The following is a 24,844-nucleotide window of genomic DNA, read 5'->3' as shown; positions in this document are numbered from 1 at the left end:
CAATGACCGTTTCGACCGGCATCACCCGCCAGGATTGCGTCACTTTGGACGCTGCAGATCCGCTTGCGCATTACCGCAGCAAATTTGAGCTCCCAAGCGGCGTTATTTACCTTGATGGCAATTCGCTCGGCGTGCTGCCGAAAGATGCTGTTGCCCGCGCAAATGATGTCATTTCGCGCGAGTGGGGGACCGACCTCATCGCGAGCTGGAATACCAATGACTGGTTCGATCTTCCGGTGCGTATCGGCGGCAAGCTCGCGCGTCTGCTCGGCGGCAGCGCTGGCGCGTGCGTCGCGACCGATACGACCTCCATTAACGTGTTCAAGGCTGTTGGTGCCGCGCTCGATATTCAGGCGCAGGACGCACCGTCGCGCAAGGTGATCATCTCGGAACGCGAGAACTTCCCGACAGATCTCTACATGGTTGAGGGGCTGATGAAGTTCCTCGATCGTGGCTACGAGCTACGACTCATCGATGATGAAGATTCGCTCGACGCTGCGTTGGATGCTGATGTCGCTGTGGTGCTGCTGACCCAGGTGAACTATCGCTCGGGTCGTCTGTGGGACATGGCACGTGTGACACGAAAGATTCAAGACGCTGGTGCCCTTTCCATCTGGGATCTCTGCCACTCGGCTGGTGCGGTTCCGATTAACCTCGATGACGCGAACGCCGACTTTGTGGTGGGTTGTACCTACAAGTACCTCAATGGCGGTCCAGGCTCACCCGCCTTCATCTGGGTGGCGGATCGCCACGTGAATCGAGCGTGGCAGCCGCTTGCCGGTTGGTGGGGACACGCCAATCCCTTCGACATGTCGGTTTCCTACGAGCCGAGCCAGGGGATTCGTCGGTTCCTCGTGGGCACTCAGCCGATCATCTCGCTTGCAACCATGGAAGTTGGCGTAGATATCGCATTGAGCGTGGACGAATCGGAGCTGCGGAAGAAGTCGCTCGCGCTGACTTCGCTCTTCATGCAGCTAGTTGAGGAACGCATCCCGAATCATCCGTTGACGCTGGTGACGCCGCTTGACGAGAAAGAACGTGGAAGTCACGTGAGCTTGCGGCACCCCGATGGGTTTGCTGTCATGAAGGCGCTTATCGCGCACGGCGTTATTGGCGACTACCGCGAGCCCGAGGTGTTGCGGTTTGGCATCACCCCGCTGTACATCGGCTATGCCGACGTGTGGGATGCCGTTGAGACGCTTCGCCGCGTACTCGACGAAGAGCTGTGGCGTGCCCCAGAATTCCAGATCCGCGGCGCCGTTACGTAGGCGTCGAGAACACACCTGTGAGTCCGACCGCAATGGCGCGGATCGGCAACGAACGGAGACACAATGCAAGAGTTTAAAGACATTCAGACGCGTGAGGTTGGGCTTACGAAGAGCCTGACTTCAGGGCAGCTCGGCATGATTGCGCTTGGCGGCGCGATCGGCACCGGACTGTTCCTCGGGAGCAAATTTGCGATCGGCTTTGCCGGACCGAGCGTCATTATCAGTTACCTCATCGGCGGTTTCATTGCGCTCATGCTGATGGGCGTGCTTGCTGAAATGACGGTGAAGCACCCGACCTCGGGATCATTCGGCGCGTATGCCGAGTACTACCTTGGACCGATCTGGGGCTTCCTCACCCGCTACATGTACTGGCTGTGTATCGTGCTCGCTGTGGGCACCGAGGTCACCGCGATCGGTGAGTACATGCAGCTGTGGTTCCCCGGAGTGCCACCGTGGATCTGGGTCGTCATTTTCTCTGCCGCGCTCATCCTCGTGAACGCGATGAACGTGAAGAGTTTCGGCACTCTCGAGTACTGGTTCTCGACGATCAAGGTGTTCGCAATTCTCGCCTTCATTATTATCGGTGTCTGGCTCGTGTTCTTCGCAGGGAAGCAAGAAGAGTACGGTTTCCAGAACTGGACCGCAGACGGCGGCTTCATGCCAAACGGTTTCACTGGCACCTGGTTTGCAGTCATCGTGGCGATCTTTAGCTACCTGAGCATTGAAATGATCGCGGTTGCAGCTGGTGAAGCGAAAGAACCTGAGAAGGCAGTGAAGAAGGCGTTCCGCTCGACGATCTTCCGTCTCGTGATTTTCTACTTCCTCACCCTGTCGCTCATTGTGTCGATTGCTCCAATGAGCGACATTCTCGAGGGCGGGAGTCCCTTCGTCACGGTGATGCAAGTCGTCGGCATCCCGTTTGCTGACTCGATCCTCAACTTCGTCGTCATCGTTGCCGCCCTCTCTGCAATGAACAGTCAGCTGTACATTTCAACTCGCATGATGTTCTCGCTCGCGCGAGCTGGCGAGGCACCGAAGGCGTTCGGCAAGGTCGCGAAGAATGGTAGCCCGCTCAACGCGCTTGCGCTCTCGACGGCGGGCATTGCTGTCGCCACGATCATTTACGTTCTCGTACCCGAACAAGCGTTCACGCTCATGTTTGCGATCTCGATGTTTGGCGCGATGTTTACCTGGTGCCTGATCTTCATTACGCACATCGCATTCCGCCGCTACTACGCAAAGCGCGGTGAGACGCTTGACTACAAGATGAGCTTCACCAGGATCGGTGCCTGGGTAGGAGCGCTCATGATGATTGCGGTGGCGGTCTCGACTGCCTTTACGCAGGAATTCTGGGCGACATTGCCATTTGGTGCAGGCAGTCTCGCGCTCACGGTCGTCGCGTACTTCGTACTCCGTAAGAACCGAAAGACGACACCTATTACGGTGGCACGCGGATCGGCTTCGACAGACTAAGCGCCGGTCACCGGAGAAGCGTGTTCTCCGGTGACCGTGCAACGTCGATACTGACGCGAAAGGTGCGGCCTCGAACAAATTCGAGGCCGCACCTTTCGCGTGTGTGATTAGTTTTTCGTCGTGTCAGCGTCGTGTGCTTCGACCACGTCGATCCGCTCTGTTTGGTCGATAAGCTGGAAAGGCTTGCGGCCACGCTCTGGCACGAGCAGGAGGTAGCAGATTGCAAGCAGCACGATCCAAATGAGACCAACCCAAAGTGCCGGGCGTGACTCAGGCACGATACCGACCATCACAATCACGAAGAGAATGAACGCGACTGCAAGGTAAGAACCGACGGGCCAGAGCGGCACGGGAAATTCACTTGGCAGTCGATGTTCGCGTTCGACCTCGCGCTTCATACGTATGTGAGCAATGAGGATGACCAGCCAGACGAGCACGGTTGCAAATGTTGCGAGCGCCCCGAGAAGGAAGAGCACTTGATCGGGATACAGATAGTTGAGCACGACGCCAACCAGCAGGGCAACGACCATTGCGAGCACCGTCATGATAGGAACACCATTCCGCGTGGTGCGCATGAATGCACGGGGCGCGTGACCCTGCTCTGCAAGGCCGTGGATCATGCGACCGGCACCATAGACGTCAGCATTCATCGCTGACAGTGCTGCGGTGATGAGGATCACGTTGAAGACTGCGGCGGCAGCCTGGAAACCGATTGACTCAAAAATGGAGACGAACGGGCTCGTGTCGCCGGTGATAGCGACCCACGGCTGAATGCACATGATGACGCCAAGCGTGAGCACGTAGAACAGCAGAATACGCACTGGCACAGAATTGATGGCCTTCGGGAGAACCTGTTTCGGGTTCTGTGCTTCACCAGCGGTAATGCCAATGATTTCAATGCCACCGAACGCGAACATGACGATCGTGAAAGAGGCGAGGAAACCACTGAAGCCATTCGGCATGAACCCACCGTGATCAACGAGGTTCTGTAACCCCATTGTGGAGTGGTCTGCCGTGCCGAAGCCGAACAGAATGATGCCAATACCTGCGACGATAAAGACGACAATGGCGGTCACTTTGAGGAGCGAGAACCAAAACTCGAGTTCGCCAAAGACTTTGACACCGACGAGGTTAATTGCCGCAAGGAAGAAAATGACCGCGAGGACCCAGACCCACTGTGAGACATCTGGGAACCAGAACTTCATGTAGACGCCAACCGCGGTTGCGTCGAACACGGCCACGAGGAACATTTCAAACGCGAAGCTCCACCCAACAAGGAACCCAGCGAACGGGTGAATGTACCGTGAAGCATACTGCCCGAATGAACCTGATACGGGGTAGCGGACGACCATTTCGCCGAGGGCTCGCATCACCATGAATACTGCTGCGCCACCGATGATGTAAGCGAGCAGGACGGAAGGCCCAGCGGTTTGAATTGCGCTCGACGAACCCATAAACAGGCCCGTACCGATCGCAGAGCCGAGCGCCATAAAACGAATATGGCGTGCCGTAAGGCCGCGTTGCAGGTGTGCTCCCGAAGTCGGGATGTCTGTCTGACCCATGTTTCTTCCTGCTTATTTGCCGAGACGTTCGGCAAGGCCTGCTGCTGCTTCAAGGACGCACAGCGCAGCGAGCCGTACCGTGCGTTGGTCTGCACTATCGGCGGTGGCATCAACCTCAGCGATATCGATGCCACACACCCGAGGATCCGCGGCGAGGAGCCGGGTGATACGGCGCAATTCGTGCGCTTGGATTCCGCCAGGGATCGAGGCCGGGCAGCCGGGTGCGACTGACCGGTCACATACATCGACGTCGAGGTCGACGTGAATTGGACCACCTGCCGAGCCCGCGATGTTGAGAGCCTCTTCGACGATAGCCGAGAGCGGGCGTTCGAGGAGCTCGGTGCGGTGAATGACGGTGATGCCGAGCTGCTTGGCCCGCTCGCGATATGTACGTGAGTTCGCGAAATCGGCGATACCAATTTGCACAATTCGGGACGGGTCGAGTCCTGCTTCGACGAGTCGACGGACGGGAGACCCGTTTGATCTGCCATCACGAAGATCATGGTGGGCATCGAGGGTAATGAGACCAGAGGTTGCCAGACGATCGCCTGCAACACCGAGCGCGGCTGGCACGGTGAGTGCATTGTCTCCACCGAGCGCAACCACGAGTGGTGCCCGTGCGGCGAGCGCTTTCACAACTGCAGTAGCTGCGACTTCGCCAGCTTCGGTGTCAGGTGAAGTGACGTCGCCCGCGTCAAGAATATGGAGGGCCTCATCGAGAACGAGTTCGTGTTCGCTTCCACGTGTGCTTGGCGTACCTGGCGCGACGGTATGACTTGAGTATCGCTGCAGGGCTGCCCGAATGGCGGCAGGTGTCGTATGGGCGTTTGTCGGCGAAAGCGAAGTCTCTGAGGTGGGGATGCCGACAACAATGAGGTCAGCAGCTTCGTGTTCATCGGCTGCCCAACTGCCCGTGCGTGGCCAAGCAGGATCGTGAGAGAGGGGCATCTGGGGTGCAGCGTCGTTGCTCATGATTGTGACGGTAGCAGCGAGGCACTGTGGTTGAGCAAGGGGCCCGAGCCCGGCATGGTCTGGTATCCCAGACGAACGCGTGCGGCGAGGGCGTGGCTCATGTCGACCATTCTATGGCGTGCTGAGGGTTGTGTCTGGGATACCAGACGCAAGGCGGGTGTTTCGTGTGGCGACAGGCCATGTCCGAGTTCACAATCGGAGCATGAGCACTCACTCCGCAGCCGTCACCCTCGGCGCCGACCCATTGACCATTGCAGACGTTGTCAACGTCGCCCGAGCAGATGCACGGGTTGAGATCTCGGTTGCGGGACTTGTACGCGTTGCCGCAAGTCGCCAGGTCGTCGAAGAACTCGCCAACGACAGCCGCCCACACTATGGCATCTCCACAGGCTTCGGAGCGCTCGCAAAGGTGCAGATTCCGGTAGCGAAGCGCCAGCAGCTTCAGCGCAGCCTCATTCGCTCACACGCGGCCGGAACCGGCGCTGAGGTAGAGCGAGAGGTCGTTCGTGCGCTCATGCTGCTCCGCCTCAACACGCTTGCCTCAGGTCGCACCGGTGTGCGACCGATCGTGGTGGAGACATACGCTGCAATTCTCAACGCTGGCATTACTCCAGTCGTTCATGAGTACGGGTCACTCGGTTGCTCGGGTGACCTTAGCCCGCTTGCTCATTGCGCGCTCACACTCATGGGGGAGGGCAAGGTTCGCGTGAGCCGCGATCCGCACACCGCGCCCATTGCAGCAGCCGAGGCACTCGCCGCAGCTGGCATCGAGCCCCTCGTGCTCGCAGAGAAAGAGGGCCTCGCACTGATCAACGGCACAGACGGCATGCTCGGTATGCTGTGTCTCGCCCTCCATGACCTCTCGTCACTGCTCGTCACCGCCGACATCGCAGCAGCAGCAAGCGTCGAAGCATTGACTGGTACAGACGCTGTCTTCGCGGCGGATCTGCAGGAGCTGCGACCACACCCCGGTCAGGGGCGAGCAGCAGCAAACATGCTTCGTGTTCTTGAGGGGTCAACGCTCGTGCAGCGCCCGACTGAAGGCGAATTCACCCGTGTGCAAGATGCCTACTCGCTTCGTTGTTCACCGCAGGTGCATGGCGCTGCACGCGACACGGCTGAGCATGCTGCACGCGTTGCATCGATTGAGCTCCGCTCAGCGATCGATAATCCCCTGGTGCTTTCCGACGGTCGTGTGGAATCGAACGGCAACTTCCACGGTGCCCCGGTTGCCTACGTACTCGATTTTCTTGCGATCGCGGTGGCAGATGTCGCGAGTATTTCCGAACGTCGCACCGACCGATTCCTTGACGTTGCGCGAAACCACGGTCTGCCCCCGTTCCTCGCGGCCGACGCAGGCCTTGATTCCGGGCTCATGATTGCGCAGTACACGGCAGCCGGTATCGTGTCCGAACTGAAGCGCCTCGCTGTCCCCGCATCAGTTGACTCGATTCCGTCGTCTGCAATGCAAGAGGATCATGTGTCGATGGGCTGGCACGCTGCGCGCAAGTTGCGTCGCGGAATCGACGGGCTCTCCCGCGTCCTTGGCATCGAGCTGCTTGCCTCAACGCGTGCACTCGACTTCCGCGCTGCTGCAGAGGGCTCGGGAGAGCCTGCAGCCGTGACGCGAGCGATCCACTCACTATTCCGCAGCGAGATCAGCGCTCCAGACACTGACTCGTTCCTGTCGCCCACGATCGAGTCCGCATACAACTTCGTTGCATCGGGTTCGGTGCGTGTCACCGCAGAACAGGTCACCGGTCGACAGTTCGCGTAACTGCCTGGTTACCGATGGGTGCCCTGTGATTAACTCACAGGGCACCCATCGCATTCACCGCCGAAGTAAAGCGAGAGTATGAACGAGTACCACCGACAGGCATCGACCAGACCGGTCGTAGAGCCTGCGCTGCCCGAATCTGCCGCCGCAAAGGTTCCGGCTGCTGACCAAACTCTGCGTATTCTCAGCCTGCTCGCAACCTCACGCGGGCCGATGGCTGCGACCATGATTGCTGCTCAGCTCGATATCCCGCGTTCGAGTGTCTACCACTTGCTCACCACGCTGCAGGAGCACGGCTATGTCATGCACCTTCCTGAGGAGCGACGTTACGGCCTCGGCATCGCCGCTGTCGCGCTCAGTTCAGCGTACGAGCGGCAAGAACCGCTCACGCGTATCGGTAGGCCGCTGCTCGCCGCGCTCGTTGATCGAGTGGGCGTTAGCGGGCATCTCGCAGTCCCACACGGTCGTGACGTCCTCTACGTGATTGAGGAACGGTCAGCAGGATCACCTCCACTCGTCACCGATGTTGACGTTCGACTGCCGATGCACCTCACCGCAAGCGGGCGTGCGATCCTCGCAATGATGTCAAAGGCTCAGGTGCGAGCGCTCTACCCGAGTAGCGATGCTTTCGTGCATCGCACTGCGGCCGCTGAGCAGATCGACCGCTACTCCAAGCTGCGATCGGTCCTTGACGACACACTGAACCGTGGGTATGCACTGGAACGTGGATCAGTCACGGACGGGCTCGCCTCGGTCGGCACAGCCGTGCTCGACCATCGTGGGTGGCCGGTTGCGGCGATCGCAGTCACCTTCCCCGAGCAACGATTCAGCGACACGCAAGTAGCCGCGCTCGCCGCAGACGTGCAAACGACCGCGGAGGCGCTGTCCTCGCGCATCCACGGTCGTCGCGTGGCTTCTTAAGCAGAGTCCCAGAGGTCGTCTGCGGCAATCTCGCTTAGACGATCCGCTCGCCTGCCCGCCAGACGCCAGCGGTGAGGGGCATCCCAGGACGATATGCAAGGTGGGTTACTGACGGAGCATTGATGAGGTGCACGTCAGCTCGGGCCCCGGGCTCGAGAACACCGACTCGTGGCTGTGCGACGCCGCGTGGGTCGACCCAGCCGTCCCGGTGCATGCCGAGCGCGATGGCGCCGCCGAGTGTTGCAGCGCGAACTGCTTCCTGCACGCTGAGGCGCATCTGGAGTACTGCGGTGGTCACGCAGAATGCCATGGAGCTTGTGTAGGAAGTGCCGGGGTTGCAATTGGAAGCGAGTGCAATGACTGCGCCAGCGTCAACGAGTTCACGCGCGGGGGTAAGCGGCATCCGCGTTGAGAGATCGCACGCGGGAAGCACTGTTGCGACGGTCCCTCGCTGACCGTCGCTCCACGAGTCCGCGAGTGCAGCGATGTCCGCGGGGGAGAGGAACGCGACGTGATCAACGCTGAGTGAACCGTGTTCGACAGCAAGCTGCACGCCGGGACCATGTCCGAGTTGATTGCCGTGAACACGCGTCGCAAGGCCGTGCCTTTGTGCAGCTTCGAGTACCTGTCTCGAAGCGTCTCCGTCAAATGCGCCGGTCTCGCAAAAAACGTCGACCGCGCTCACGTATGGAGCAACCGCAGTGAGCATTTCGCCGGTGACGAGATCGAGGTAATCGTGCGGATCCGCCCCCGCCGGCACCAGGTGCGCACCCAAGAAGGTCACCGCATCGGCAACCGTGCGTGCGACGCGGGCAGACCGTGTTTCATCAGCGACAGTGAGGCCATAGCCGGTCTTTGTCTCAATCGTTGTTGTACCGCCGCGTCGCGCTTCGTCGACGAGACGACCGAGATTCGCTGTCAGCTCGGCGTCGCTTGCGGCGCGGGTGGCATCGACAGTGACGTTGATGCCACCCGCAGCGTAAGACTCACCTGCCATTCGAGCTTCAAACTCGGCCGTTCGATCGCCTGCAAAGACCATATGGGTATGCGAATCCACCCAGCCTGGCAGCACGGCGCGACCAGCTGCGTCAACCTTCGTATCGGCAGCTGGCGCATGTGAACTGTGACCGGTCCAGGCGATCCGATCGCCCTCGATGACCATGGCCGCGTTCTGGAGGCGGCCACCGTGCGAATCGTCGTTTGTGGTCAGCTCGTTGATGTTCGTAATAAGGATGGATTCAGACATTGTGCCCTCTTCTGGGAGTTACCAGCTCTGATCAGTGTTGCGGATGACTGGCTCCATGGGAACCCTGACTCCACGTTCACGCGCGACATCTACTGCGCGCTGATAGCCAGCATCCACGTGGCGGATCACTCCCATGCCGGGGTCGTTTGTGAGGAGGCGTTCGAGCTTTTGCGCGGCGAGCTCGGTGCCATCAGCAACCGAAACCTGACCCGAGTGGATCGAACGACCGATGCCGACGCCGCCACCGTGATGGAGCGACACCCAGGTCGCGCCCGAGGACGTCGCAGTGAGGGCGTTGAGCAATGGCCAGTCAGCAATCGCATCGGAGCCATCAGCCATCGCCTCAGTTTCGCGATAGGGCGAGGCGACGGACCCTGAATCGAGATGGTCACGGCCGATGACAATTGGTGCCTTGAGTTTGCCCTCTGCTACGAGCTCGTTAAAGCGAACTGCCGCACGCGCACGGTCGCCGTACCCGAGCCAGCAGATGCGCGCGGGAAGTCCCTCGAACTCGACGCGTTCTTGCGCGGCGCGGATCCAGCGGTGCAGGTGCTCGTCTTCGGGGAAGAGCTCGAGGATAGCCTCATCGGTCACGCGAATATCTTCGGGGTCTCCCGAGAGTGCAGCCCAGCGGAAGGGGCCGAGGCCCTCGCAGAACAATGGGCGGATGTACGCGGGAACAAAACCTGGGAATTCAAACGCTCGCTCGTAGCCGCCTTTGCGCGCCTCATCGCGGATGGAATTGCCGTAATCGAATACTTCGGAACCCGCATCTTGGAATTCAACCATTGCCCGAACGTGCGCTGCCATGGCAGCCTGTGCGTCTCGCGTGAAGGTCTCTGGATCTGCCGCAGCTCGTGCTTGCCAGGTTGCCACGTCATACCCGAGTGGCAGATATGACAGCGGATCGTGTGCCGAAGTCTGGTCCGTCACAATATCAATGGTGATCTCACCCGCGCGATGACGGCGGAGGATCTCCGGGAAGACCTCGGCGGCGTTCCCAACGAGGCCTACTGACCAGCCGCGCTGCTCATCTTTTGCCTGCTGCACCTTGGCGAGCGCTTCATCGAGATCAGTGACGACCTCGTCAAGGTAGCGCTTGCCTGCACGCCGCTGCAGGCGCGTTTCGTCGACATCGACGATCAGACATGCGCCATCGTTGAGTGTGACGGAGAGCGGCTGTGCGCCTCCCATGCCACCGCATCCGCCGGTGAGCGTGATGGTACCAGCGAGGGTGCCGCCGAACTTCTTGCGTGCAATCGCGGCGAAAGTTTCGAATGTGCCCTGCAGAATGCCCTGCGTGCCAATGTAGATCCAAGACCCAGCGGTCATCTGGCCGTACATCATGAGGCCTTCAGCCTCGAGCTTGCGGAACTCGGGCCAGGTCGCCCAGTCGCCAACCAAGTTGGAATTCGCGAGGATGACGCGGGGTGCCCACACATTAGTGCGGAACACGCCGACCGGTTTGCCTGACTGAACAAGAAGAGTTTCGTCTTCTTCGAGGTCGCGGAGCGTTTCGACGATGGCGTCGAACGCCTCCCAGCTGCGGGCCGCACGACCGGTGCCGCCGTAGACCACAAGGTCATCAGGTCGTTCTGCCACCTCGGGATCAAGATTGTTCATGAGCATGCGAAGTGGAGCCTCTGTTTGCCAGCTCTTCGCGCTGATGTCGGTACCTCGCGGGCTCTTCACTGAGCGTGCGCCGGGGAGTGTCATGGTGGTCCTTTCCTAGGAATGTGACTGCTTCCATGACACCGTGCCGAGGTGCGCCAAACAACGGGGAAGAGGCGGCTGTTGTCTGTAATCCCAGACTCGCGAATCGCCGTGGAATCTGAATTCGGACCGAATTTTCCCTGACAGGTGGCCGAATTTAATACTGACATGCGGAATGCTCGATTTTTTCGCGGTAAGCTAATATGATGACCTCTTCTGAGAACGCCGCGACTGAAGCCGGCGAAACTGCTGCTGCCCCCGAGAGCGAGCGCACGACCTTCGCAGATCTGGGCCTTGAGCCCTCTGTTCTGCAGGCCATTACCGAGGTGGGATACGAGACTCCCTCCGCAATTCAGGCCGCGACGATTCCAGTGCTCCTTGAAGGACGCGATGTTGTTGGACTTGCCCAGACTGGTACTGGCAAGACCGCTGCATTCGCGCTCCCCATCCTTTCCCGCATTAAGCCCGGCGCTGGCGCGCCGCAGGCGATTGTTCTTGCGCCGACCCGTGAGCTTGCGCTCCAGGTATGTGAGGCGTTCGAAAGCTACGCAACTCATCTCCCCGAGGTGAAGCTCCTTCCCGTATACGGCGGCCAGGCATATGGCCAGCAGCTTTCGGCACTGCGCCGTGGCGTTGACATCGTCGTGGGTACTCCCGGCCGTGTCATGGACCACATGAAGCGCGGATCGCTTGACCTCTCGCAGATCAAGTACCTCGTGCTTGACGAGGCCGATGAGATGCTCAAGATGGGCTTCGCTGAGGACGTCGAGACGATCCTTGCTGACACCCCTGACGAGAAGCAGGTTGCACTGTTCTCGGCGACCATGCCTTCGCAGATCCGCCGTATCTCGCAGCAGTACTTGAATGACCCGCAAGAGGTCAAGATTGCTGGCAAGACCCAGACAAGCTCGAACATCACGCAGCGGTACACCGTTGTGTCGTACATGCAGAAGCTTGACGCGCTGACCCGCGTGCTTGAGGTTGAGAACTTCGACGGCCTCATCGTCTTCACCCGTACCCGTGGTGACTCGGAGCAGGTTGCTGAAAAGCTGCGCGCTCGCGGGTACTCAGCAGCGGCCATCAACGGTGACATTCAGCAGGCTCAGCGTGAGCGCACTGTGCAGGCGCTCAAGGATGGCAAGCTCGACATTCTTGTTGCGACCGACGTTGCTGCTCGTGGTCTTGACGTTGAGCGCATCAGCCACGTCATCAACTACGACCTGCCGATTGACACCGAGTCATACGTGCACCGTATCGGCCGTACCGGTCGTGCGGGCCGTACCGGTGACGCGATCAGCTTCGTTACTCCTCGTGAGCAGCGCATGCTGAAGGCGATCGAGCGCGCTACGAAGCAGCCGCTCACCCAGATGCCGCTTCCCCGCATTGAAGAGGTCAACGCTACGCGTCTGACCCGCTTCGATGACGAGATCACGACCGCACTTGGTGAGACTGCTCGCATTAGCCGCTTCCGTGAGATTATCGATCACTACGTTCGCAACCACGATGTTGCAGAAGCAGACGTTGCTGCTGCACTCGCAATTGTCGCCCAGGGTGACACCCCACTCCTCCTTACCGAGGCAGACGACGCGAAATTCGATCGTGACCGCAAGCAGGCCAGCCGCTTCCTCGAAGACTCGGGCCGCGATGACAACCGTGCACCGCGTCAGGACCGTGGTCCTCGCCAGCGTCGTGACGATCTCAAGACCTACCGCATTGAGGTCGGCCGTCGTCAGCGCGTACAGCCTGGCCAGATCGTTGGTGCTATTGCGAATGAGGGCGGTCTGAGCCGCGACGACTTCGGTCGTATCCAGGTTCGTGACGATTTCTCGCTCGTCGAGCTTCCCGCGACGCTGTCGGCAAGCGCACTTGAATCACTCAAGTCAACGAAGATCGGTGGCAAGGCCATCGAGATCACCGAAGACACCGGCCCCAGCCCCCGTGGCAAGGGTTGGGACTTCCGCAGCGACCGTGAGCGTAACGATCGCGGTGGGTACCGCGGTGATCGTGGCGGCGACCGCGGTGGTTACCGTGGTGACCGTGGTGGCGACCGCGGTGACCGCGGTGGATACCGTGGTGGCGATCGCAACGATCGCGGCGGTGACCGCGGTGGATACCGTGGCGGCGATCGCAATGACCGCGGCGGCTTCCGTGGCGGCGACCGTGATAACCGCGGTGGCGGCTGGGATCGCGACAACCGTGGTGGCGGTCGTGACTTCGGCGAGGGCCGTGCAGACGGCAAGCGCAAGCCACGTTGGTAAGACGTTCCCCAATGCCTCATAGGCGTTGATAGCATAGGCGGCGGGTGAGCTTCGGCTCCCCGCCGCTGGTGTTTACCGGGTCTTGTGTGCGTCGCGCTCGGCCGCATCGAGCAGGGCATTCATGCCTGCCAGGTAGATTGCGTGGTCGTCGAGCTCGACAAGCCTCGAAGAATAGTGGGCAATCTGCGGGTATGTGCGCGGATCGACGTGCAGCGGTCCTTCGACCCAGCGTTCCGGGCCGCGTTGCTCGCCAGCCGGCTCGCCGTCCTCCGCGCGCGCTCGCGCGATGCCCGACGACATTGAGAGCGTGTACGCGGAAATGAGTGAGTAATGCTGGAGGACGCCAGCTTCGTCAAGACCGCAGGTGGTGAGCGAGCTGAGGAGCAGCTCCATGGCTCCCAACTCGCCAGGACCGTGGGTAGTAAGTGTCATCGCCTCTGCAGCGATGGATGGGTGAGCGCAGTACTCGCGGAGGGTCCCGTCTGCGAGCCCTTGGATCCGCCCTCTCCAGTCATCGTGTGAAGCGGTAATGCCGTGCAGCGCCCGGGCGTGGAGCTCATCGAGCAGGGCCTCCATCAGGTGACTCTTGCTTCGGAAATGACGATAGACCGCAGACGGATCGACGCCGAGTTCGACACCGAGAAGCTTGGCTGAAAATGCTGAGCTGGGGTGCTCAGCTGCGACCTTGAGGCCCGCAGCGATGATTTTCTGTGTATCGAGGCGCACCTTGCGAGGCCCGGTGCGCGCGGTTCGATTTGCGGTCTTCATGTCACCCCTTTGTCTCTCTGCCAGCGTAGGGCATCTGGCGTGTGCTCCCTAAACCTACCAATGTCAGAAATGTTGTCAAAGCCTTTGACAAAGTCTTGGTTTCACGAATAGGCTCCGAAACAACCTGTTTTCAGAGTCGAAAGAGGAAGCATGAACGTTGATGTTCTGTTCACTGGCGGAGCCGTCTTTGTTGGCGAAGGCGATCCGCGCACGGATCTCGCAGTCGGCGTGACCGATGGTCGTATCACCGCGGTTGTCGCCGCGAGCGAGGCCGAACGTCTGTGCGGTCCCACGACCACCACGGTTGATCTTGCGGGTGCGCTTCTCTCGCCTGGCTTCCAGGACGCGCATATTCACCCAATTGGTGGTGGCGTTGAAGCGTTGCAGTGCGATCTCACTGCAGCGGAAAGCGCTGAAGACGCGGTGCGCACCATCGCTGCATATGCGGCTGCGAATCCTGATGAGGAATGGATCCTCGGAGGCGGTTGGTCCATGGATCATTTTGTCGGTGGCGCACCGACGCGTGACCTCATTGACGCGGTCGTAGGTGATCGTCCCGTTGTCCTGTCGAGCCGTGACCATCACAGTGCCTGGGCAAACACCCGCGCGATCGAGCTCGCCGGGCTCTCGGCTGACTCGGTTGACCCGGAAGACGGGCGGATGGAGCGGGACGCGGAAGGCTTCCCAGCTGGCACCTTCCATGAAGGCGCGATGAACCTCTTCGACGAGGTGAAGCCAGTCCCAACACCTGAGTTGACCTATCGCGGACTCATGCACGCTCAGTCGCTGCTCATTGCGCAGGGTGTGACGGGGTGGCAGGACGCATGGGTCGGAGCAGATGGTCCAGGTACCGGCACGCTTGAGGCCTACGAACGTGCTGTCGATGAGGGAACGCTGCGCGTACACGTGACCGGATCGCAGTGGTGGGAGCGCGACCGGGGGCTGGAACAGATCCCCGCGATCATTGCCCGCCGCGACGCACGCCTGTCGAGTGGGACGGCAGACCGTTTTCAGCTTGGCACCGTGAAGATGATGGTCGATGGCGTTGCAGAAAACTTCACTGCTGCCATGCTCGACCCCTACCTTGATGCGCAGGGCGAGCACACTTGCAATCACGGCATTGAATTCATCGAACCTGAGATCTTGAACGAGGCAGTGCGGCAGATCGATGCGGCAGGGATGCAAGTGCACTTCCACGCTCTCGGTGACCGTGCGGTGCGCAGCGCCCTCGACGCCGTTGAGGCTGCTCGTAACGCAAACGGACCGAGTGATGGACGCCATCATCTTGCCCATCTGCAGGTGGTTGCTGCTGAAGACACTGGGCGCTTCGCCGAGATTGACGCGGTAGCAAACCTGCAAATGCTGTGGGCAACTCATGAGGAACAGCTCGACACCCTGACACTCCCATTCATGAGTGCGCGCGCCGCGACCCGACAGTATCCGTTCGGTGACCTGGTGCGAGACGGGGCACGGATTGCTGCGGGGAGTGATTGGCCGGTCTCGACGGCGGATCCGCTTGCCGCGATCCACATCGGTGTGACCCGTGTCGGCCCAGAAACTCATGCTGGCCCGCTCGGCGGCGAAGAACAACGCCTGAACCTGTCAACTGCATTCGCGGCCTACACTTCCGGCACCGCGTACGTGAACCACCGTGACCATGACACCGGCTGGATTCGGGAAGGCTACCTCGCCAATCTCGTGGTGATCGAACCCAATCCGTTCGCACTCGCGCCGGAAGATCTCGCACACGCGGCTGTCGCGCAAACCTGGATCGAGGGCTCACGGGTGTACACCCGCGGCTCCTAACGGTCACCAACCCTTGTACTTCGGCACACTGCAGTGCCGCGTTTTCGAAGGAGAAAACAATGTCTCAATTACGTCGGTCTCGCGGGTCTCGCGATACCCAGAGGAATGTTGTACGTCGAGGCGCAGCAGTGTTTGGCGCTGCGCTCACGGTTGTCGCACTCACCGCGTGCGCTGGCTCAGGAGCCGGTGGCGGCAGCGGAGAAGCGATCGAATGGAAGATCACTGATCAGACTGCCGCGCCATCTGGTGACATCGGCAAGATCACATGGGCGAGCTATGCCGAGCCGTTCTCGCTCGACAATGCATACGCATTTGACTACGCAGATAACCAGGTTCTGGCAAATGTGTGTGAATCACTGCTTCGCCTCAACGCTGACTTCACGCTGTCGCCTGGCCTTGCCGAGTCATATGCCAACCCCGAACCGACCAAGTGGGTGTATCAGATTCGTCAGGGCGTGAAATTCCATGATGGCAGCGAGATGACCGCAGACGATGTTGTGGCGACGATGTCACGCCACCTTGACCCCGAGGTCGGCTCGTCGTGGTTCAGCGTGTACCAGTACGTCACCTCGATTGAGAAAACTGGAGACTGGGAAGTAACGGTCACCACCTCGATTCCCGATTCTCAGTTCAATCTGGGCATGGGCGGATCAGCCGGCGTCGTGGAGTCTGCAGCAACGCTTGCCGAGCTTGGCAGCGACTACGGTAACTCGTCTGGCGGCGTGAACTGCACCGGCCCGTTCAAGTTTGACAGCTGGAAGTCGGGTGAGAAGATCACGCTCAGCCGGTTTGACGACTACTGGAACGACGAGCTGAAAGCGAAGTCGGAGACATTCGAGTTTGTTTTCATGGGTGACGCGAACGCGCGCACGAACGCGTTGAAGGCGGGAGACGTTGACGGGACTTGGCTCCTGCCGATGGACTCGATCCGCGAATTGCAGGCAAAAGGCTCAGGCGATGTGCTCTTCGGGCTGAACACCTCAGTTGCCAACATGGTGGTCTCAAACCTCGACGGGCCGCTCGGAGATGTGAACGTGCGCAAAGCATTGCTCATGGCGCTTGATCGTCAGGGCATCCTCGACGCTGCCTACAGCGGGGTTGGCAAAGTGACTGACGTCTACACCACGGAATCGGTGTGGGCCGACGCAGATCCGGCTGCCAAGGAACGCGCCTTTACCGACATCGAGTCGTATGATTTTGACCCCGAAGCTGCAAAGCAGCTGGTTGCAGACGCCGGTTTTGCTGGTGCAGAGCTCACCATTGTGAGTGCGCCAATTAGCCAGGAGTTCACGGTGATCTCGCAGGCCACCGTCGCGGCGGCAAAGTCGATCGGGCTCAACGCCAAGATCGAGACCGTGACGCCTGCAGCGTACACCACGTTGTTCGCTGACCCAGCGGCACGTGAGGGCGTGGATCTGTTCTATACGAACTGGTATCTCTCGAGCCCGGACCCCTTCGAAATGTACGGCATCCTCCGCACTGACGAGTTCAGCAACTATGGCAACTGGTCTAATCCAGAATTTGATGCTCTGGTCAAGACGTCGATTTCGACGATGGATGCAGCCGAGCGCAGCGAGGTGAACGCTGATATGCAGCAGCTGGCAAACGCTGAGCTACCGTGGCTGCCACTCGTCGAAGTGCCCAACGCCATGTACATGGGCGAACGCGTCACCGGGCTCTCGCCGTCGATCAACTTCCTGTACTACCCCTGGGCGGCAACGCTCGGCGCACGGTAACGAGGAAGACGCATGGCATACGCACGCCGCATCGCCTCGAAACTCGGGGCGTTGCTCTTGACGCTCTTTCTCGCGTCGCTCTTGGTCTTTTTCTCGAGATTTCTCGTGCCGGGTGACCCGGTTCGCTTCCTCCTCCGCGGACGTAAACCCAGCCCAGAAGCGGTTGCCGCGGTGACCGAACAGTTCGGCTTGAATCTGCCACCGTGGCAGCAGTACCTCAACTGGGTGTTTGGAATGTTCAGAGGAGACTTCGGACGGTCTCTGCAGTTCCGTCAGGACGTTGCAGTCGTTGTCGGTGACAGGCTCCCGGTCACCCTCGGTCTCGTCGCGATGTCAGCGATCATGATCGCCCTGATCGGCATTACCGCCGGAATCATCGCGGCCCTGAACAAGGGAAAGTTTGCGGATCGCGCAACGCTGATCTTCCTGACAGTACTTGGCGCGATCCCATCGTTCGTCGGTTCGATCGTGCTCATTGCCGTCTTCGCGGTGACGCTCGGTTGGTTCCCAACATTTGGGTCTGGAACCGGGTTCTGGGACACGATCTATCACCTCATTCTGCCCTCCCTCGCGCTCGCGATCACCTTTGTGGTGCTCGTTGGCAAGGTCACGCGATCCTCAATGATCGAGCAGGTTGGGAAAGAACACGTCGAGGTCGCAACGAGTCGCGGTCTGACACGGGGCGTCGTGATCCGCCGCCATGTGTTCAGAAACTCCATCGGACCGATCGTGACGGTGAGCGGCCTGCTCGTCGCCGGACTGCTGGTTGCCAGCACAATTGTCGAGACCGCATTTGGTATTGCCGGGCTCGGCTCGCTGCTCGTCCAGTCGGTCGATCGACTTGATTTCCCGGTCGTGCAGGCGATCACGCTCTTTGTCGTGACTGCGTTTGTGGTCGTGAACGCTGTTGTCGACCTCTGCGAGCCCCTCATTGACCCTCGAGCTGCGGCGGGAGCTGATGCACGATGACCGTTCCCAATGCAACAACGGCCGTTCGTGTGATGCGCGCCCCGCGTGCACGTCGTGCGAACTGGCTCTTTACCGGTAGCGTTGCAGTTCTCGGCATCTTCACGCTCGCAGCGATCTTTGCGCCGCTTGTGGCTCCGTATGATCCTGATGCCGTCGACTTCCTCGCCTTTTATTCAGGGCCGACAGCCGCACACTGGCTCGGAACCGATGGGCTCGGTCGTGACATGCTCAGTCGTCTCGTGTTTGGTGCGCGAACTGCTCTGCTCGGTCCACTCCTCGTCGTTATTTTCTCGACGATCTTTGGAATCTTGCTCGGCCTGCTTGCAGGCTGGCGCGGAGGTTGGGTTGACGCAGTGCTTGGTCGCATCTTCGATGTGATCTTCGCCTTCCCAGCGCTCCTCATCGCAATCATGGCTGTGGCCTTGTTTGGTAAAGGATTCGTCGCGCCAGTGATCGCCATGGTGATCGCGTACATTCCGTACGTTGCTCGGCTGACACGTTCGCTGATCACCGCAGAACGCCACCGTCCCTACGTGGCTGCGTATCGCGTCGCTGGCTTCGGCGGTGCGTGGATCGCGTTGCGCAGGGTACTCCCAAACATCACCCCAATCGTCGGTGCCCAGTCGACCTTGAACTTTGGGTACGTGCTTGCGGAACTTGCCGGGCTTTCGTTCCTCGGTCTCGGCGTACAAGCACCGATGTCTGACTGGGGCGCGATGATCAACGAGGCACAGGCCGGAATTGTGGGCGGGCACTTCCTTCCCGCGATCGTTCCCGCGATTGCGGTGGTGCTTGTTGTGGTCGCAGTCAACGTTATTGGTGAAGAACTTTCCGAACGTATCGGAGGAGGTGTAGTCGCATGACCCTACTCGAAATCTCAGAGCTCACGCTCGACCTGCCAAACGGCAAGCGCCTGCTTGATGACATTTCAATCTCTGTGGCGCCCGGTGAGACCGTCGGACTTGTCGGAGAGTCAGGCTCGGGGAAATCACTCACCGCTCGTTCCGTGCTTGGATTGCTTCCGCAGAACGCGCGTCTCAGCGGGAGTGTGCGGATCGATGACCACGAGGTGCTCGGATCGTCACGTTCGACTCTGCTTGACGTGCGCAGACACAGCGCATCGATGGTGTTTCAAGATCCGCGCTCGGGGATCAACCCCATGCGCACGATCGGCGACTTCATGACCGAATCTCTACGGCTGTGCCAAGGTGTATCGGCCGCAGCCGCGCGTGCGCAAGCGATCGAGCTGCTGCAAGCTGTGCGCTTACCCAGGCCGGCGGAACATCTCTCTCAGTATCCGCACGAGTTCTCTGGCGGCATGCTGCAGCGCGTGATGATTGCGGGCGCGCTCACGAGTTCGCCGAAGCTGCTGATCTGTGACGAGCCGACAACTGCCCTTGATGTGACGACCCAAGCCGAGATCATTCAGGTACTGCGTGAGCAGCGTGATGCGCGGGGGATGGGGATGCTCTTCATCACACACGACCTCAACCTCGCTGCCTCCATTTGTGATCGGGTGACGGTCATGCAAAAGGGGCGGATCGAGGAGCGCGGGACCGCACGCCACATCTTCCTCAGTCCCACGACGGAGTACACGAAACGTTTGATCGCTGCGACACCGAGCATCGCCGTCGACCCTGCTGGGTTGCCAGACTCAACCCGGAGGGCTGCCGATCGAGTACCGGGCGTTGGTGGAGAACCGAACGTTGGTCTCGAACGGGCCGCCGCCGATGACGAAGCAATGGTGTTCGCAGACAAGCTCACGAAGACCTACTTTCCTCGCGGAAAGGCACCAGTAGTCGCGGTTGCCGAAGCGTCAATCTCGATCCCACGCGGTGGCTCACTTGGCGTCGTGGGGGAGTCAGGTTCTGGCAAGTCCACGCTTGCCAGAATGATCATTGGGCTCGAACAACCTGACGGTGGTGAACTCCGGATCGCAGGCGCATCACGCATGGCGGTGCCTCGCAACCGGCAAGAGCGGCTGCAACGGGCGCGGAGCGCGCAGATGGTGTTCCAAGATCCGTACTTGTCGCTTGATCCGCGGATCCCGGCTGGCCGAGCGGTCGAAGACGCGATCACCCTCCATACCGGGGTGAAGGGCGCTGCCGCTCGCGCTCGCGCCATTGAGCTGCTTGACTCTGTTGGGCTTGGCGAAGAATTCGCGTCGGCTCACCCGCGGACGCTTTCCGGCGGACAACGCCAACGCGTCGCCATTGCGCGTGCAATTGCCATCGATCCAGATGTACTCGTTCTCGACGAGGCAACGAGCGCGCTCGATGTGTCGGTACAGGCACAAGTGCTGGATCTGCTCGCACGCGTGCGGGAGGAACGCGGACTCACGATTCTGTTCATCAGCCACGACCTTGGGGTGGTGCGACGTGTATGCGACGAAACTGTGGTCATGCGGCGCGGTGAAATTGTTGAATATGGTGCGACGGAGGGAATTCTCACGGCACCACAGCACGAATACACGCGGTCACTGCTCGCCTCGGTGCCGCAGCCGGTGTGGGAAGAGTGATGAGGCTGGGCTGGGCAGCGCTGGGCTGGGGCCGCCGGGCTGGCCAGCGCTGGCCAAGGTCCACCGGGCTGGGCTGAAGGCTACACATGGAGAACTCGTGGGTGGCCAAAGGGTTCGTGCTGAACATTGGGTAACTCATTGAGCATTGAACGATGACAGATGCAATGCCCAGGCGTTGTATGAAGCCGGAGGCAGGCTTACCCATAGGCGCACGTGAAATGACGAGGAATGTCGCGGCGTTGAGTCATTCTGGCTGAACGGTACGCCGAGCGCAGCCCTCACCACGGCGAAACAGGGTCTTTCTTACACAGGTGGCACTTTCATGCGACAGAAAGTGCCACCTGTGTAAGAAACGCCCCTTTTGAGCGGGTTGGGCGGATCCGCGGTGCGCAAACTCCGGCGAACTGACCGCTCGCCCGACCAGGACCAGACTCAACCAACCAGGCCATGGGCAAGACCAGCCCAAGGCCAGCCTAAGACCAGGCCAGCCCCAGCCCAAGGCAGGGCCAGCCCAAGGCAGGGCCAGCCCAAGGACCAGGCCAGACCAGCCCCAGCCACCAGGCCCAGCCCCGGCCGCAGAAACTACAGCGCTACAGCGCAGTAAACCGTGACTGGGGAACGATGCCGCGTGAGATGCGGCAATCCAGGAGAATCGTGCCAGCCGCACCGGCGGCGATCCAGTGTTCAAGAGCAGTCAGATCAAGCATGGTTCGCACCGTGACACCACGCGCGCCGAACGCGGTTGCAATGCTCGCGAAATCAACATCTGGAATGAGCATCGGTGCCTCATCGAGACCGAGGGCACCATAGTGCGCAACCTCGGCGCCATACGCGCCGTCGTTCCAGACCACAATGATCGAGCTCTGGGAGTTGCGCACGGCAGTCTCGAGGTCTGCGAGCGCCATGAGGCCGCCGCCGTCACCGGTGCTCAATACGGTTGTTGTGCCTGGCGCGGCAGCCGCCACACCCGCAATCGTCGAGATGCCGAGACCAATCGTGTGGAACGACGAGCCGACCATCGTGAGTCGTTCGGGTGCTCGTACCGGCCAGTACATATTTGGCCAGGTCGATGAACGGTTGCCATCGACGGTGATGTGGATGTCTTCAGGAAGGATCTCGCCGATACGAGCCGCAACGGTGCGCGGATCGAGCTTTCCGTCAGCGCAGATACCATCGGGGTGTTCTTCGAGGCCGTTCTCACGAACCCGGAGTACACCGCCAGGCTCGAGTCCTTCCACTTGCTCACGCCACGACGTGGAGCGGCCACCAGCGGTCGCGTAGGCTCCCGTGAGTGTCTGCAGGGTGGCCTTGGCATCGCCCTGCAGCATGATGTGTCGCTGCTCGTGTACGCCAGGGGGAGCTTCGAGCTGCTGCTCATCGACGCGGATGATTTTGGTGTCGGCGCCAAAGATCGATCGGAAGCGTGCGGAGACCCGTTCAAAGCTTGCGCCGACAATGAGAACAACATCCGCAGCCGCAATGTACTCTCCGGCTGCAGGCTGAGCGAAGCCGCCCGAGACACCGAGGTCGAACTCTGGGCGGGGGAAGACGTTTCGAGCGAGTGCGGTCGTTGCGGTGAGTGCGCCAAGGCGGTCCGCGATCACGCCGAGCTCCTGCTGTGCGCAGGCGAGTACTGCGCCGTGGCCAGCGAGCACGAGTGGTCGCTCTGCTGAAAGCAGCACGGCGACAGCATTGTCAATCTGCAGCTTGGTTGGCGCGATTTTCGTTGGCACTGTTGAGACAGATGGCTTCGTCGGGGCGGCAGCAACTGATGCGAGCAAGGTCGCGAGTACTGCAGGGTCGTTTGCGTCAATGGCTTCAGACGGGGTGCGCTGAATGTCGACAGGACCCGTTGCGCTCCTGGTCGGAGCGGTAACCAGGTCACACGGTACAGCGAGCACGACTGGTCGACGCGCACGCAACGCGTAAGACACTGCGCGATCAACGACCTCGTCGATCCCGCGAACGGTGACCTCATACGTGCGCACGCCCAGAGCAGCTGCCAACATCTCCTGGTCGACGTCCCAAGGTCGACGCCCGTCGGTTGGCGCATCGCCTACGACCATGAGGAGTGGCGTGCGCGCGTGTGCGGCCTCTGCGAGCGGCGTAAGAGCATTGGTGAAGCTCGGTCCATACGCGGTTGTCGCAATTGCGAGCCGCCCACTGATACGTGTGAAGGCGTCTGCAGCGGCAACGGCGCCGGCTTCATGCCTGACAGCTGTGTATGGAACACCGAGGTCAACCAGACCCTGGATGAGATGAGCGTTGCCGTTCCCCATGAGGCCAAAGCTGCGTCCAGCATGCCGCGCAAGAGCGGCCGCGAGGGCGTTGGAGAGGGAAACTGAAGAGGAATGCGTCATCGTCATCCTTTGTGAAGCAGTGGGGCGTTGCAAGATGCAACGAGGGGGGATATGCGTAGGAGGAGCTCAAAATCCGTAGTGGATCTCGAGCCCCTCCTCGCTATGCGGTAATACGCTTACTTTGCTGCGAAGCGGAAGAGCTTCTTGTTTGCAAACTCAAGCATGCCAACGCGGCCAAGCTCGCGGCCGTAGCCCGACTTCTTGACGCCACCGAAGGGAACATCTGCACCCTCGAGGCCTGCACCGCCGATGAAGACCATGCCTACATCGAGCTGGTTACCAACCTGCTCAGCGCGGTCGAGGTCATCACAGATGATGACCGAACCGAGGCCGTAAGGCGACGAGTTCGCGAGCTCGATTGCCTCAGCATCGCTCGATACGCGGTAGAGCTGTGCAACTGGGCCGAAGAGCTCCTGGCTGTACACGTCCATCGCGGGAGTGATGTTGGTGAGAACGGTCGGGGTGTAGACGTTGCCCTCGGGGGTGTTGTCGCCAACGAGTACTTCTGCACCCTGGTCGATTGCGCCCTGAACCTGTGCGGTGAGACCCTTGGTTGCAGCTGCCGACGACATGGGACCGAAGTCGCCTGCCGAGTAAGACTGGCCTGCGATTGCAGCCTTGAACTTCTCGGTGAACTCGTCGAAGTACTTGTCCATGACGACGATACGCTTCGAGCCGTTGCATGCCTGGCCGGTGTTCTCCATGCGGCCACCAACTGCGTGCTCAACTGCGTGATCGAGATCATCGGTGTCGAGAACGAGGAAGACGTCCGAACCACCGAGCTCGAGAACACACTTCTTGAGCTCGCGGCCTGCCTGCTCAGCAACGATTGCGCCAGCGCGCTCCGAGCCGGTCAGCGAAATGCCCTGCACGCGATCGTCTGCAATGATGTCAGCGATCTGGTCGTGGGTAGCGAATACGTTGACGTATGCGCCCTTAGGGAAACCAGCGTCAAGGAAGAGCTGCTCGAGCGCGAGAGCCGACTCAGGGCACTGTGCCGCGTGCTTGAGCACGATGGTGTTGCCGAGGATCAGGTTCGGCACTGCGAAGCGCGCAACCTGGTAGTACGGGTAGTTCCAGGGCATGATGCCCAGGATGACGCCGGTGCCCTGGAATCGGAAGAAGGTCTTCAGGCCGTCTTCGACCTGGAGCTCTTCGTCAGCGAGCCATGCCTCTGCGTTGTCTGCGAATGCAGCGGTGATTGCGCCCGAGAACTCAGCCTCGCCAACAGCCTGCTCGAGGGGCTTGCCCATCTCGCGGTTGATGATTGCGCCGAGCTCGTCCTTGCGCTCGTCGAACAGTTCTGCTGCGCGCTTAGCGAGTGCTGCACGTTCTGCAACAGTCGTCTTGCGTGCCCAGTTCTGGTACGCGTCCTGTGCCGAGGCGAGAGCTGCCTCGATCTCGACTGCGGTTGCTTCTGGGTATTCCGAAATGGTTTCGCCCGTGGCCGGGTTAATGACGGCAAAAGTGCCCATACTTGACTCACTCCTTAGTGAC

At 60.5% G+C, this 24,844-nt stretch carries 17 protein-coding genes; 10 read left to right on the top strand and 7 right to left on the bottom strand.

The features are described from left to right. Positions 1-2: 2 nt before the first annotated feature. Together kynU and FW756_RS00410 are read left to right on the top strand one after the other, a co-directional pair. A complete protein-coding gene (gene kynU / locus FW756_RS00415; protein WP_446428210.1) occupies positions 3-1,268 on the top strand; it encodes a kynureninase in 1,266 nt (421 codons plus the stop codon). A gap of 63 nt (positions 1,269-1,331) precedes the next feature. Next, positions 1,332-2,741, top strand: a complete 1,410-nt coding sequence (locus FW756_RS00410) for an amino acid permease (protein ID WP_446428209.1) — start codon at positions 1,332-1,334, stop codon at positions 2,739-2,741. Positions 2,742-2,848: 107 nt separating this feature from the next. On the opposite strand, the gene FW756_RS00405 is transcribed toward FW756_RS00410, so the two are convergent. Both FW756_RS00405 and FW756_RS00400 read right to left on the bottom strand, forming a co-directional pair. Then, a complete protein-coding gene (locus FW756_RS00405; RefSeq protein ID WP_446428208.1) occupies positions 2,849-4,303 on the bottom strand; it encodes an amino acid permease in 1,455 nt (484 codons plus the stop codon). Between the two features lie 12 nt (positions 4,304-4,315). Next, complete coding sequence (locus FW756_RS00400) at positions 4,316-5,275, bottom strand: arginase family protein (protein ID WP_446428207.1); 960 nt, start codon at positions 5,273-5,275, stop codon at positions 4,316-4,318. A gap of 202 nt (positions 5,276-5,477) precedes the next feature. Here FW756_RS00400 and hutH point away from each other — a divergent pair, with 202 nt between their 5' ends. Next, positions 5,478-7,052: a histidine ammonia-lyase gene (gene hutH, locus FW756_RS00395; RefSeq protein WP_446428206.1), complete on the top strand. Its 1,575-nt coding sequence runs from the start codon at positions 5,478-5,480 to the stop codon at positions 7,050-7,052. A 78-nt stretch (positions 7,053-7,130) separates the two neighbouring features. Further along, positions 7,131-7,973 carry an IclR family transcriptional regulator gene (locus tag FW756_RS00390; protein WP_446428205.1) on the top strand — a complete coding sequence of 281 codons (843 nt, stop codon included), beginning with the start codon at positions 7,131-7,133 and terminating at the stop codon, positions 7,971-7,973. 34 nt (positions 7,974-8,007) lie between these two features. On the opposite strand, the gene hutI is transcribed toward FW756_RS00390, so the two are convergent. Together hutI and hutU are read right to left on the bottom strand one after the other, a co-directional pair. After that, entirely contained in the window at positions 8,008-9,219 is a 1,212-nt protein-coding gene (gene hutI, locus FW756_RS00385; protein WP_446428204.1) for an imidazolonepropionase, read from the bottom strand. 18 nt (positions 9,220-9,237) lie between these two features. Next, complete coding sequence (hutU, locus tag FW756_RS00380; RefSeq protein ID WP_446428203.1) at positions 9,238-10,935, bottom strand: urocanate hydratase; 1,698 nt, start codon at positions 10,933-10,935, stop codon at positions 9,238-9,240. A gap of 200 nt (positions 10,936-11,135) precedes the next feature. Between hutU and FW756_RS00375 the strand changes: the two genes are divergently transcribed. Continuing rightward, entirely contained in the window at positions 11,136-13,190 is a 2,055-nt protein-coding gene (locus tag FW756_RS00375; RefSeq protein ID WP_446428202.1) for a DEAD/DEAH box helicase, read from the top strand. Positions 13,191-13,262: 72 nt separating this feature from the next. Here FW756_RS00375 and FW756_RS00370 read toward each other — a convergent pair whose 3' ends face one another. Beyond that, positions 13,263-13,958 carry a TetR/AcrR family transcriptional regulator gene (locus FW756_RS00370; protein WP_446428201.1) on the bottom strand — a complete coding sequence of 232 codons (696 nt, stop codon included), beginning with the start codon at positions 13,956-13,958 and terminating at the stop codon, positions 13,263-13,265. Between the two features lie 150 nt (positions 13,959-14,108). Here FW756_RS00370 and FW756_RS00365 point away from each other — a divergent pair, with 150 nt between their 5' ends. From FW756_RS00365 to FW756_RS00345, 5 genes are read left to right on the top strand one after another with little or no spacing between them, the layout of a single operon-like run. Next, positions 14,109-15,764 carry an amidohydrolase gene (locus FW756_RS00365; protein WP_446428200.1) on the top strand — a complete coding sequence of 552 codons (1,656 nt, stop codon included), beginning with the start codon at positions 14,109-14,111 and terminating at the stop codon, positions 15,762-15,764. A gap of 59 nt (positions 15,765-15,823) precedes the next feature. Next, entirely contained in the window at positions 15,824-17,500 is a 1,677-nt protein-coding gene (locus FW756_RS00360) for an ABC transporter substrate-binding protein (RefSeq protein WP_446428199.1), read from the top strand. A 12-nt stretch (positions 17,501-17,512) separates the two neighbouring features. Then, positions 17,513-18,469, top strand: a complete 957-nt coding sequence (locus tag FW756_RS00355) for an ABC transporter permease (RefSeq protein ID WP_446428198.1) — start codon at positions 17,513-17,515, stop codon at positions 18,467-18,469. Continuing rightward, positions 18,466-19,332 carry an ABC transporter permease gene (locus tag FW756_RS00350; protein WP_446428197.1) on the top strand — a complete coding sequence of 289 codons (867 nt, stop codon included), beginning with the start codon at positions 18,466-18,468 and terminating at the stop codon, positions 19,330-19,332. Before FW756_RS00355 ends, FW756_RS00350 begins: the two co-directional genes overlap by 4 nt. Continuing rightward, a complete protein-coding gene (locus FW756_RS00345; protein WP_446428196.1) occupies positions 19,329-20,987 on the top strand; it encodes a dipeptide ABC transporter ATP-binding protein in 1,659 nt (552 codons plus the stop codon). The genes FW756_RS00350 and FW756_RS00345 overlap by 4 nt, the downstream gene beginning before the upstream one ends. Positions 20,988-21,577: 590 nt before the next feature. Here the strand turns inward: FW756_RS00345 and FW756_RS00340 are convergent. Both FW756_RS00340 and FW756_RS00335 read right to left on the bottom strand, forming a co-directional pair. Beyond that, entirely contained in the window at positions 21,578-23,347 is a 1,770-nt protein-coding gene (locus tag FW756_RS00340; protein ID WP_446428195.1) for a thiamine pyrophosphate-binding protein, read from the bottom strand. 116 nt (positions 23,348-23,463) lie between these two features. After that, on the bottom strand, positions 23,464-24,822 hold the full coding sequence (locus FW756_RS00335; protein WP_446428194.1) for an NAD-dependent succinate-semialdehyde dehydrogenase: 1,359 nt from the start codon (positions 24,820-24,822) through the stop codon (positions 23,464-23,466). Between the last annotated feature and the right edge of the window lie 22 nt (positions 24,823-24,844).

The sequence above is a fragment of the Leucobacter sp. 1207-22 genome (assembly GCF_052850455.1).
Note: the sequence above shows the minus strand (reverse complement) of the source record. Positions and strands in the feature narration are given on the sequence as shown.